The 11,903-nt window shown below is 64.7% G+C and carries 9 protein-coding genes and 1 tRNA gene; all 10 read right to left on the bottom strand.

Annotated elements, in window-relative coordinates; all coding sequences use genetic code 11:
• Positions 1-113: 113 nt before the first annotated feature.
• Positions 114-186 (bottom strand) — tRNA-Lys (locus AC4BG9_RS12190).
• A gap of 366 nt (positions 187-552) precedes the next feature.
• The gene (locus AC4BG9_RS12185; protein ID WP_490571365.1) at positions 553-1,683 is read right to left on the bottom strand and encodes a hypothetical protein; all 1,131 of its coding nucleotides are present in this window, start codon (positions 1,681-1,683) and stop codon (positions 553-555) included.
• Between the two features lie 378 nt (positions 1,684-2,061).
• Positions 2,062-2,217 carry a hypothetical protein gene (locus tag AC4BG9_RS12180; RefSeq protein ID WP_490571364.1) on the bottom strand — a complete coding sequence of 52 codons (156 nt, stop codon included), beginning with the start codon at positions 2,215-2,217 and terminating at the stop codon, positions 2,062-2,064.
• Positions 2,218-2,442: 225 nt separating this feature from the next.
• The gene (locus tag AC4BG9_RS12175; RefSeq protein ID WP_490571363.1) at positions 2,443-3,402 is read right to left on the bottom strand and encodes a sunset domain-containing protein; all 960 of its coding nucleotides are present in this window, start codon (positions 3,400-3,402) and stop codon (positions 2,443-2,445) included.
• A 244-nt stretch (positions 3,403-3,646) separates the two neighbouring features.
• The gene (locus AC4BG9_RS12170) at positions 3,647-3,793 is read right to left on the bottom strand and encodes a hypothetical protein (protein WP_490571362.1); all 147 of its coding nucleotides are present in this window, start codon (positions 3,791-3,793) and stop codon (positions 3,647-3,649) included.
• Positions 3,794-3,909: 116 nt separating this feature from the next.
• Positions 3,910-4,233, bottom strand: coding sequence for a hypothetical protein (locus AC4BG9_RS12165; RefSeq protein ID WP_490571361.1), 324 nt, complete (start codon positions 4,231-4,233; stop codon positions 3,910-3,912).
• Positions 4,234-4,574: 341 nt separating this feature from the next.
• The gene (locus AC4BG9_RS12160) at positions 4,575-7,025 is read right to left on the bottom strand and encodes a GmrSD restriction endonuclease domain-containing protein (protein ID WP_490571360.1); all 2,451 of its coding nucleotides are present in this window, start codon (positions 7,023-7,025) and stop codon (positions 4,575-4,577) included.
• Positions 7,026-7,192: 167 nt separating this feature from the next.
• Entirely contained in the window at positions 7,193-8,281 is a 1,089-nt protein-coding gene (locus tag AC4BG9_RS12155; protein WP_490571359.1) for a hypothetical protein, read from the bottom strand.
• A 1,032-nt stretch (positions 8,282-9,313) separates the two neighbouring features.
• Positions 9,314-10,102, bottom strand: a complete 789-nt coding sequence (locus AC4BG9_RS12150) for a hypothetical protein (RefSeq protein ID WP_490571358.1) — start codon at positions 10,100-10,102, stop codon at positions 9,314-9,316.
• 260 nt (positions 10,103-10,362) lie between these two features.
• Positions 10,363-11,805 carry a hypothetical protein gene (locus AC4BG9_RS12145; protein ID WP_490571357.1) on the bottom strand — a complete coding sequence of 481 codons (1,443 nt, stop codon included), beginning with the start codon at positions 11,803-11,805 and terminating at the stop codon, positions 10,363-10,365.
• Positions 11,806-11,903 lie beyond the last annotated feature (98 nt).

Raw genomic sequence — 11,903 nt, 5'->3', positions numbered from 1 at the left:
AGGACGGCCACGTTTCTGCCCTCTGTCGGCCCCACGTGGGAACTCTTCGGCGACCCCAGGACACGACGGCCGTGTCCGGCTGTGGAGGGGGTGGGCGGCGATCACAGGAGCGGTAGGCCTCCAGGGGCTCGAACCCTGAACCAACGGATTAAAAGTCCGCTGCTCTGCCAATTGAGCTAGAGGCCCGGGGTGTGGAAAGAACCCTAGGAACTTCGATGGGAAGAACCCTGGGAACAAGCCACACCACGGTCGCAGCCTAGTGCTCTGGCGGGCGTCCTTCGGGCGTGGGTTCCAGACAAGACACCTTCGGATCGTCCGGCGTCTTCTAATGCCTGCCATGGTTCTCGCTCTGCTGCCGATGACGGGGAGGCCCGGCACGGCCCGGTGCCCCATGACGGTGCCGTACTGCTCGACGTGGGTGGATGCTCGCCACTCGATCTGCGCCGTCCCTCGGCTCGTCCTGACCTGGGACGTCGAGGTGGACGCACGCACATAGCCCCGATGGGGCGGCCGAGTGCGTCACGGCATCGGGCCCGTTCGGTTGTAACCACGTCAGAACGCGCCCTCACCGAGTTGGTGAACGAGACGGTGCAGGGTGACGAAGCTGGTTCCCGCGCGGTGGGCTCCGTCGCGGATCGTGGTCACGTCGGTGGCGTTCTTGATGGCGCCCCAGAGTCGGAGGGAGCCGGTGATCTGGTCGAGTCCGGCACGGATGAATGCCTTACCGATCTGGTTGTCGACGCAGACCTGGGCGGAGTTGCTGGTGACTGCCTGTCGACCGTCGTAGACCATCGGAGCCTGGGGGTCGAGTGTCCGGAAGCGGCTCTGCTCGTCGCGCCAGGACTGCAAGGCGGAGTCGGCCCAGGGGTCGAGGGTGACACGGCGCGCGGCGATGTCCGTCTCGTTGGCTCCGGCGGGGTGGTGCCGGCCGGTGAGCTCGACCGTGCGGTCAGAGAGGGAGCCCCACAGCACTTGGGGCGCCTCTGAGGTCGTCGCGGTGCTCGAGCACAGTGCGGCGGCGGCCGCGGCGCGGTGCTTTCCCCGGCTTGTGCCCACGAGACGGGTGGCGAGACGGACCAGGAGCATCTCGTCGTGGGTGGCGGGACGGACATGGACCTGCTGGTCGTAGCCCCTGCGCGCGCGCTTCGTGGCGACGTGTCCCCGCGTTGTGCCCCGCTGGTTGGCGCGCAGGTCGGCGGACAGTTGCGATACGTCGAGCAGCGGTGCGGTGTCGGTGATGTCAGCGTCTTCGAGAGCGAGGTAGGCAGCGTTGATGGTGTTACGGCGCAGGCGCATCTCCTCCCGGGTTGGCGGGTTCCCGGTGGTGGCGGGGTTCGTGGTGACGAACCGGAGGAGGTGGGCTTCGTTCGGCTCGTAGAGCCCGCCCTCGTCCGCGAAACTGGTGAGGAGACCGTGCAGGACCCCGGACATCGTGGCGATGGCGTTGGCGGGGATGGAGAACTGGGTCCAGATGCCGACGATGCAGGCGAGGACGTCGGTGGTGTTGTTGTCGAGGATGGCCTGCTCGTCGGGGAGATGGGTGGCGAGCGCCGTGGGGTTGAGGGGCGGGTAGGCACTGTCGGTGCGGAGTACGAATGCGGTGTAGTCGAACTCGTCGAGCGCGGTGGTCGGGGCCAGCGACTGTTGCGGCGCTGGCTGCCTTGTTCGAAACGAACGCCCCAACTCGGGAGGACCTCATGTATGCCTTGGGCTCCAAAGTCAGAGGCAAGGCGAAGGATTCGGCGGCAAAGGGAGACTGGATGCGAGCGGAGGTGGCGAAGGCTCTCAAGTGGGAGGAGATCAGCCCCTCAGTTCGCCTCATCTTGCGGCGGTGGGTGAGTCCCTTGTTGGATGAGGCGGGGATCAAGGTGCCAAGCGAACTGGCATAGCTCATTCCGAGAGGAGCGGGCCGGGTCGTCAAGAAGAACGCCTTCAGCGTCCGTATCGGCAACGGCACTAAAGAGGTCCCCGAAGGGCACGACAAGGCGAATTACATCGCCCGCCGCTCGGGATCATCCGCCGCAACGCGACGTAGGTGCTCCGACTGGGTCGCTGTGAACGTCAGGCGATGCCGGTCTTGCGGGAGCCGCTGACGTTCTGCGCGACGGTCCGGGCGCATTGGGTGCACAAGGCGGTGCCCTTCCGCATCGTCGTGGCCCGCTCCTCGCCGCCACCGTCGGGGTCGGTGAGGCACGGGAAGCAGAAGAGGTTGTCCATGGGGGCAAGGATGCCTCACACCCCCGCCAGCCGGTTGCCTGGGTCGCGCAGCAACGGTTTGCGCATCGCCAACGCAGAAGCAACAAACGTCAGCGACCTGCTTCGAATCCGACCACCAGCCTGAGAAAGAGTTGGCGGACGAGCGGATCTTCGGCTGCCACTCCGCAATACGACGGACGTGCTGCGCTCCGCTGGCGGTTGATGGGCATGTCGCCCGTTGGCTGCCTAGCGGATGGACGACGGCCGATATCCGGCTGCCTCCGCGTCGGTCGCCGAAACGAAGCACTCTTCAGGCGCCGTCCGGTCATAGTAGGTCCAACCTGGTTGGTGGAAGATCTTGTCTCCTCCTTCGCTCAGGTTGCCCTTCACCGGCGAGGACGAAGGGCACTCCAAGCCGTTCGGCTGTTCCGGCCCTTGCACCTCGTTAGAGCTGACCGCGACCCACGCGCCCACTCCGATCACCAAGAGAGCGGCGCCTGCCGCGAATCCCAGGGAGCGAAACCGTCCCCGTCCCGTGCCCACCGGTGCGGACGTGCTAGATGGAGGAGGCGTCGCCGACGACCCGGACCACCCGTGGGGCGCTGGATCGGGCGTCGTGCGGGGGTCGCGGTGCTTTGGCCGAAAAGCGTCGCGGAGGGCGCTTTCGAGTTCGGCGACACACTCGGCTGATCGGTTGGCTACTCGCTCGTTGCCAAGGTTCACTACCTTCCAACCAGCTGCGCTGAGGTCTGCCCGCCGAGTCTCCACGTTGCGTCGCATCTCCTCGGGAGAGCGCTCACCAGGCGCCTTGTCCTTTCCGTCGATCTCAACGGCAACCCGCTGATCGCCTTCGCCTTGGATGGCAAAGTCCAGGCGGTAGCGCTTGCCGCTGCGGCCCTCCGCATCTCGCTGTACCGACACATCGAACGCACGCAGATCGCGGACGTGCCTCAACACCTGCTTGACGAAGACCCGCTCGTACTCCGCGCCGCCGGCTTGCTCTACGCGGTGCTCCAACTGACTCCAGGAATCCCAGCCTGCCGTCGATGGCCAGCAGACAGCGCACGGTTCCTGCTCGAGGTTCCTCAAGGGAGTCGGCCAGCGCTCAATCGCATGGTTGTTCCGCTGCTCGGCGTCGACAATGCCGGGACAGTCGTAGACCGCGTGGTACTTGGCGCCTGTGCGCGTGACGAAGACTTGGGTCACGGGTGAAGCGTCCCAAGGAATAGGCGGCAGCGCTGCCGAATGCCCGCGACGTTCCAACTTGCCAGCCGATGCGTTCCAACGTCATGCGATGGATGTCCCACGTTACGCAGTCCCCACACCCGCCTCAAGTCGCGAATCCGCAGGTCAGGATAGTTCTTTCCATACCCCAGAGGCCCGGCGTATGGAAAGAACCTTGGGAAGAACGCTGGGAACTAGCCAAGGAAGAACCCATACGGTGAGCAGCCTAGTCAGCCGGTGCGTCCAGCTCCGACCCGCCGTCAGAGGCTGCCAACTCGAGTGCGGCCGCGACCGCCTCGAACTCGGCAAGTGCCGCGGTGAGATCCTCGACGATCTCTCGGGCAATGATCTCCGGTGCCGGGAGGTTGTCCATGTCCTCAAGGGACTCGTCCCGGAGCCATGTGATGTCGAGATTGGCCCCTGATCTGGCGTGGCGGCTGACGACTAATGAGGAGAAAACGACAACCGAGTGCTGAGTAAAACCCGGAGCTAACGTCCCTTCCGACGCCGCGCCGCGGCCCGCTCTCGTGCCCGCTTCGCCGCAAGTTTCTTGATGGGTGCAGGCACACCTGTCCACACCCGGCTGCTCGTCCGCACGCCGATCAGCTCGGCGACCATCGCGACTTGTTCGACGGTGATGTGCTCGTGGCCTGCTCGATGCAACTGGCCGAGGCAGCCCTCGTACGACATGGACAAGCCGCCGCCACCGATCGCATCAGAGATCAACTCGAACTCCTCAGCAGACATCGGCGGGGCCTTCTCTTTGACCGAGGTGCGCTCGCCCGTGAAGCCGCTGCTGCTCGAGCCATCCATGGAACTCCGCCGGTCCCAAGTCGCCCCAGTCCCAACCCATTCATCGTTACTGGGATCAAAGCCGGGGTCGTCAAGTTGTCTACCCATGCGATGCCTCCTGACCGTCGCGTGCCATTCGTCGATGCTTCCAGCATTTGTCGAACTCCGGGCGGGAACGGGGCAAGGACCTGGGTCAAGAAGCCAAGGGGGCCAGCGCGGCAAACGATCGCAACCCGCTTGCACTGCCGACCGCGCATCTTTTTCGCGCAACCCTCAGGGACACGACGACGGCCAACCCGGAGGTCAGACCCAGACTTCCTACCGTCAGAGTCGTGGCCGTCGCCCGCGCCAACGGCAGTGCTCTAGTGACCCTGCGGTTCCTCGTTGACGAGCGCGGTGAGGTCGTCGCTGCTCAATCGTTTGCTCGCGTCTGCCTTGCCCTCGGGGAACGCCAGCCCCTCGGCCCGCAACATCTGCTCCGGGTCGCGGTGATCGTCGGGGTCTGGCCAGGCGAAGGCCGGCGCCACCCGACCGTGATGGGTCAGCACGCGGTGCGCGTTCGAGCACTGTGCGCACGCAGTGATGTGGGCACCCAGCGGCTGCGGCGCGGTTCCGACGGCGTCGGCGAGTTCGCCGTAGGTCGTCCAGCGGCCCTCAGGCATGACCTCGAGGATGGCGTGGAGTGGGGACCAGTCGAAGGAGGACCCAGACTTCTTGGGGCTGGGCTTCTCTCCGCGGTACACGGCCCGGATGTCGGCGAGCTTGCGACCGTCCTCCAGCCGCCAGAACGCCCACCCGTTGGTGACAGCGCCCTTGACGTACTTGCCTGCGCCGGATGGGGTGTCGAAAGTTTTGCCGCCGGTCTCCAGCTTGCCGTCCTCGCGGACGACGGCCTCGAGCGCGTTCCACTGGCCCGGACGTGGCTGCAAGCGCGTGCCTGGTACCAACAGCCCGGCTGCCACTAGGTGCTTGATCTCGACCCAGGAGTTGTCAACTGATACCGCATGGGCCACCTCGCCGCTGTGTCCCTCTGGTACGGGCCAAGTCGCTAGCAGAGCCTCGACCATCGCGTCGGTGCGGCTGTCGATCCGGTCCTCGTCCCAGGGTTCAGCGGGAGAGTGGCTGAAGGGACGGTTCATCAACAACACGTCGTACTTGGCAAGCTTGTCCCTCTTGACCTTCCAGGGACCGTTGGACACCGACGAGTTCAAGCTCTCGGTGAGCAACGTCAGGTTGCCCAAACGGTGCACGTGGGCGCCGCGGTGGAGTTCAGCCTCCAAGCCCTCCACGGGCCAGTGCGTCTCCCACTTCTGCGGCAGGACGTGCTCGATGGGATACCCGCGGCGCCGCACCGGTGGGTACCGATGCACGGCGCGGAGGTGGTCCTCGACAGCTTCGAGAAGCATCCGGAGCCGGCCCCGGGGAAAGCGGCGGTAGGCATTCTCGGAATGCAGTGCTGTCCGGATCTCGTCGTCGCCCGGCCAGTAGGTGCTGGCCGAGCGCAGCTGGGTCAGGTCGTGACGGACGCGTTGGCCGAGCTCGCTCGAAGGGGCGTCGCGGTGGGTGCGGATCAGTTCGGCCACGACACGACTGTGGTCACCGGAACTGAGCCGCAGAAGTTGGCGGCGGATGACCCAGCTCTCGATCGCTGCGATCACCTCGGTCGCGACGTCCTCAGGGATGTCGAGCTCGGGGTCATGCAGCCACAGCAGGACCGGCTTGAGCAGCTCCACGCCGGTGGCGCTCATCCGGTAGACGGCCATCTCAGTCGGATTGAGCGCACGATCAGGGTCCGCGGCAGCGGTGGTCCACTCCTCGTAGAGGTCGGCCTGGTGCTTGATCGTGACCAGCAGTTCACTCATCTTCTGGCCGCACTCGTGGTCGACGTAGTGCTTGAACCGGGAGAACGTCGACTTGGGGCTGACCTCCTCTCCGACTCGGGCGACCAGCCACTGGTTCAAGAACAGTGAGCTGCGGGAGACCACGTAACGGCCCGCCGAGACCTCGGCCTCCCAGAATGGGGACTCGAAAGGCCAGTCCTCGGCGTACGCGCGTCGGGTGTCCACTCCCTCGGCCTCGAGCCGCTGGAAGACGAAGTTCTTCACCAGGTCCGCAGCCGTCAGGGGAGTGCCTCGTGCATTCAGCGTTTCGAAGATCTCCTGGGAGTTCTCCATCGACTGCAGGTCGATGACCACCAGCTGCAGCCCGCGGGTGAGGACCTGCACCAGGGTCGCAGCACGGCTGGCGTACGTCGGATCAGCCTGGTCGCCCAACCAGTCCGCGACGGCGTTCACGAAGAACCGGTGTGCGCGGGCGATCAACGACCCCGAGTGCTTCAGGGCGTCGTGGTCCACGGGAGGCTCAGCGTTCATCACCTCGTCGAACGCCGCTTGGTCCCTGTTCGTGTGTCGCAGCTTCAGTCGGACCCCGCCGTCCGAGACGTACAGTTCCAGGTTGTGGGTCAGCACTTCCAGCTGCCCGGCCAGGGAGTCGAGCCCTGCCTCTTCGAGAACCGAGCCGGCTGCGTCCATCAAGAGCTGCAGCGTGGTCAGTCGTTGCTGACCGTCGATCACGTTGCGGGCAGGGAGGTTGCCCGTTTGGTTCTCCTGGGCCTGCACGACGACGGCGCCGAGGAAGTGCGCAGGAGTGCTGTATGGGTCGGACAATCTCAGGTCCGCCAAGCGGCGCACGTCCTGCCACAAGGGAAGCCACTGCTCCGTCTCATCCCACACATAGGGCCGCTGAAACAGCGGGATCACCAGATGCTGCGGCAGGTTGAAGATGTCCAGCGGTGTACGGACGTTGGTCTCCACGAGGCCCCCTCGGATGCATGTGCAGGCATTCTGTCCTGTGCTGCCGCGCCTGTCAGGGCCTCCGTGGACGCGGGGGAGGCTGTCGTAGCTCCTCGCGTGCCATCAGCGTGTAGGCATCCTGCGCACGGTCCCCTAGCCAGATGGCGGTGGCACGAGAGCAAGACGTCCTAGTCCGCGAGGACGTCCAAGAAGTCAGTCTGGACGGGGTCATAGCGGCTCATGCGCGCCGGCGTGGGCCTCTCCACGCATACCGAAATTGCCTTCTTGAAGGCGTTTTGGGAGAGCCCGTCGTCAAGGAGCACGAATCGGTCTACCACCCTCGGACTGTCTTCGCGCGCCGTGCCCGACTGCCGGGGTGTCGTTCGACGCAGGAGGCCAAACTCCTCCAATTCATTCAGGGTCGCGTAGACAGTCTTCGTTACGCCGTACTGCTGTCGCCGCACGCTAGGAGCGGCACCTACCCCACGCTCATGGTGCGCCGCGGGATAGGTGAGCGCGAGGTGTCGGATCATCAGGTAGGCCAGGATCTCCGGGGGTGTAAGGACCTGATTCCAACCGTTCAGCCAGAAGTGACTCGGGACTCCCACTCCTGAGTCAGGCACTGCATACTCTCCACCATCGCCGTCCTCCGTCAGTAAGCCCCAGCCATTGAACCCGGGGCTTTTGGAGATCGGCCCCGCTAACGAAACCAGGTCGAGTCCCCGGAGCCGCTTCACGCCGTCTACGACATGGCGCCGCGCGCGTTCCGGACTATCCGCATCCCCGATGAGTTTGGCCCACGAGCCTCGCCCCGTGTTGGGAATATCGCTCAGGTCTACTGTCTCGCCGGGCGCTGAGCGGAATGCGGCAACGCCGAGGGCGGCGATGAAGAGGGGGGCTGCAGCTCCCGGGCGATGCACTAACTGACCCAGGGGAGGTCGGACGGCGACCCGATGCTTGATCGTTGCTGCGAGTACGCCTGGATGCTCCGGCTTCCGGTTCGGACTAAGTGACGGGTCGGCAACCTCGGGGGCGATAACTGTGGGCAGGTGAATGAGCGCGGGACGAAGGAGGACGTACGCGGGCGCCAGGGCTCCGCCCTCCCGATGCTCCACCGCCAGTTTGTCGATGCCGGCCTTGATCGCGCCTTCGCGAAGTCGCAGAGCTTCCAGGCGGCGCTTGCGCGCGGCGCGTGCCCGCGACCCAGCTGCCTGCGCCCATTGTTGATGGCGTAAGTCCTCTGCGTCGACCGATGTGAGTGCGACTCTGGGCGCCATCTGGAGCCTTTCGCGTCGATTGGAACGCCGTCGGTTGGAGCGCCTCTTAGCGTAGCCTCTCAGCGATAACGTTACTATAAGGCGCTCCAAGTGCCGTTCGTGAGCGCTCCAACCGTCGTTGCTCGCGGGATGGCTGTGCCCAAGGATCGGACCATGCCGTGGATCGCCGCGGCGACGGTGGTTCGCCGACCCAACTCGGCGTGGCGCGAAGGGCATGGGCATGAGGAAATCAGGGCGAGCGGGGCGCTCGGGGCGGCCGGGGGCGGACAGCGACGAGACCACAATCAAGTCGACCAAGAGAACGATCAACAAGACGCTACTCATCCTCGCGCGCGGGCGGGCTCGGCGCGCTCGGAGCGTCCCGATTGGCTCCAACCACGAGACTGCGCGCCTCGTCGCGCTCGCGGTGGTGGGGCTCATCTGGGCCGACCCTGCTTGGTTGAGCCACATCCTGAGGTAACTATGAGGCCACGACATTTGGCCGCGTTCCAGGATCCGCCTACGTGCGTTCCGTTTGTCCGGCACGCGTGTCCCGGAACACTGCGACTTGTCGCAAGCTGAAAATGCAATACGTGCAGGTCAGAGGGGTTCTTTCCATACCCCAGAGGCCCGGGGGTTCCAACCAATAATCGACGGAAACCTCTACGGAACCCTCTACGGAATGAACCCTCGGGTTGAGGGTACTGGCGCGCCGCGCCGGGGGCGTCGTTGCCCCGGGATCGATACGCGCGGCCCAGCGCCCAGACCGTCGGGAGACGTTCCCTTCGTCTCGCTGTCGCCAGGTCGAAGTTCTTGCCGTCACGCACCGCACGGCAACAACTCGACTCTAGTCAGTGCACTCGGTCCAACTAGGGCCGCGACGGGGAGGTTCCCGGCGCCAGGTTCTTCGCGCGGTGACGAGGGCAGGGTCGTCAGATGGCTCGCGCGAATCGGTCGCTCATCCCAGTGCGCGGGCGTAAGCCAACCTGGGTGCGCTGCCCCGCGCAGCATGTACGGACACACGAACCTGGTGGCTATGGTTGCTGACAGCGTCTAAGACTGTCGACGCCCCTCAACGGAGAAGGGACCGTCAGCACGTTCGACGCCGAGGATGAGTCCAAGCCCGGTGAGTGCCTCACCGGTGAGGAGTGTCGGCTTAGCCTCGAACCGGTGAAGCATGTTCGCAACCTGCTCCGGCGGCAGTTCCGCCAGGGCGCGCTCCAGTTCTTGGAGCCCTTCGGCAGCGCGAATGTCAGCCTCAGCGATGAGGCGCATCTGCTCCGACGCGAACCGCTGCGCCGCCAACGCCATGAGGTAGCGAGCCTGCGCCTCGGAACTCGTCATGTTGGTCTTGAACTCTTGCGCGATAGTGGCGATGTCATTAGGGGGTTCAACCACCTCTGCGCGGAGCACGCCGTTCTTCTTCTCCGCTCGCCGTTGATGGCGGAGCACACGACGGGCACGTCGGCGCTCGTTCCGGGCGCGAATGGCCGGGCGGAATTTCTCGATCCAGAACCGCTTGGCGATCGGGGCGCCGTACTCGATCGCCACGACCAGCAACTCGCGCACGACCTGCGCTACGAAGGCATCCCACTCCTCCTGCTCCCGTGTGCGGCGCGGTGGTTGGGCCTCCTCGTAGATGTAGATGGTTTCCGGCTCGGGGACGTCGTCACATTCGTCAAGGGGACTGAGCGTCACCTGGCCCAACTCGTCCTCATCGCTTCGAGTGAGAGGACTGAACTCGCCAGGCTTCTTGCGCGACTGCGAGTAGCGGGAGTCCTTACGGCGCGTGACGTTCATCTTCTCGGTCACGTACTCGTGCTCCTCCCCCTCGTGCGCCATGTGCGCAGCCTATGCACATGGACCGACAGTCTTGTCAGATCAACAGGAGTGAGTGTCTCGGCTCACGAGGCCAACGGGTGTGCTCAGTTGCGGCACGCATATAGGAGGCCCCAGCGGAGGGCATCGGACGCGGTGCACCTGCGCACTGTCCTCCGCTCTCGGCATTACGAGATCGGCTCCTGCCAGACTGGCTCACTCCAACGGAACCGGGCCGCGACTATGCAGCGATCCACCTGGTCGAGGTGTGCGGAAGCAGACCCCTACGACACCCCAACCTTGTGCTCGACGTACTTCTGAAGAACGTCAAGACCGATTCCCAGGCTCCTGTTGCCCAAGTCCGCGAGGAAGCGCTTCAGACGGCCACGGGCCACGATCCGGTCCTCTGCGCGAGCGCCACCATCCTCGAGTTCGTAAACCGCGGATTCCAACTGCGCCTGTTCAGTACCGCCGAATCTCGCCACCAAGTCTAGGAGCGCGTGGACCTCCGGGCCCATGTTGACCGTGCCCTGAATGTTCTGCACGACAGAACCTGCAACTTCGTTTATGAACTGCGGGTTGAAGTTGACGACGGTCGGCTGTCCGGCTGACGGAGACTGGCTCGCTACGGGCGTAGAGGACACAGCGAGATTGCTGGCAGGGCCCACTTCTGTGCGGGCACGTAGAGCAACGCCGCCTACGGTGGGCGGCGGCAACAGTGTGTCGATGAGGTCGTCGAGCTCTCCGCCATCCAGTCCTTCAGCCTCCATAAGGAGGTTTTCGAACTGGTGCTTCAGCGACAGCGCCCGCTCCTCGCGGCGTTGCTTGAGATCGAGCGTCAGTCGCCTGGCTTGTGTTCCGAAACGGGAGACCACACGGGTTGCCGCCGATTCCTCCAGCCCAGTGCTAGTCAGCTGGCTGATCGCCGCATCAGGGGAGGACACGCAACTGTCGAGAAACTCGGAGAAGTCCTGAAAGTAGCGAGTAACCCCGCCGAGCGGCTCGCCTTCGGCGCTGAAGAACTCGAAAACCTGCCCAGCAGTCGTGCTGTATCCCTCCTGTCGGATCCCGCTCCGACCTGTCTGCCCAAGCCAATCGCGGAACAGTCCGAGCAGGGTTTCTGCCTCTTGGGCGTATAGGCGCCCGCTCGGCACATACAGGCGGAAGAGAAGGTGCCGCTCGTGGTCCTCAAGGAAGTTGTTGGCCATGATGGATCGCTCGACGTTGGTACGGTAGGGCGCCACGTTGAGGCCACGTTTCCTGAGCATGGTGTTCACGTGCTGTCGTAGGTCATCCGGGATCTCGCCGAAGAACTCTTGGCGAGACATCCCGAAGTAGTCCTCGTCGTCGAATCGCGGAGTTACATCAACCAGCGCGGCTCGGTCGACGTGCTCGCCCTCGGCCGCTTCCCGCTGTTCTCTGGTAAGGAAGACAGCCTCGTGAACGAAGATCACGTGCGGGATCTTCGCGAGTCCGTCAAGCAGGTCTTCGGCGACGTCCTCGTACACATCACTACGGATGCTTCCGTAATCGCCATTCGTCAGCGTGACGAGGGTTCCTTGGTTGTGTGGCGACGCAAGCAGGTCAATGATCTGTCGCCAGTTGTCCGGTCCGGAGTTGAGCATCTTCTTGCGATAGACCGACCCACTAGCCCTCAGCCGGGTCGTCGCCGACTCGCTGTCTGTGGAACCCAGGAATAGGAAGAAGTCTTGAGCTTCGGCGGCCATGCTCAGGTTGTACCACCGTTGCACGGGCACCCATCATCGGTCCGACAAATCCGGTGTCGCATGCCGCGTCTGCGCGGTCGGACTGCCGGACAAGGGCC

Source organism: Nocardioides sp. Z40_12, from assembly GCF_058215795.1.
Note: the sequence above shows the minus strand (reverse complement) of the source record. Positions and strands in the feature narration are given on the sequence as shown.

Excerpts from the sequence above, each read along its gene's own strand:
- AC4BG9_RS12180 (WP_490571364.1), bottom strand. The coding sequence starts at position 2,217 with ATGGACAACCTCTTCTGCTTCCCGTGCCTCACCGACCCCGACGGTGGC.
- AC4BG9_RS12170 (WP_490571362.1), bottom strand. The coding sequence starts at position 3,793 with ATGGACAACCTCCCGGCACCGGAGATCATTGCCCGAGAGATCGTCGAG.
- AC4BG9_RS12150 (WP_490571358.1), bottom strand. The coding sequence starts at position 10,102 with ATGGCGCACGAGGGGGAGGAGCACGAGTACGTGACCGAGAAGATGAAC.
- AC4BG9_RS12145 (WP_490571357.1), bottom strand. The coding sequence starts at position 11,805 with ATGGCCGCCGAAGCTCAAGACTTCTTCCTATTCCTGGGTTCCACAGAC.
- AC4BG9_RS12155 (WP_490571359.1), bottom strand. The coding sequence starts at position 8,281 with ATGGCGCCCAGAGTCGCACTCACATCGGTCGACGCAGAGGACTTACGC.
- AC4BG9_RS12165 (WP_490571361.1), bottom strand. The coding sequence starts at position 4,233 with ATGGATGGCTCGAGCAGCAGCGGCTTCACGGGCGAGCGCACCTCGGTC.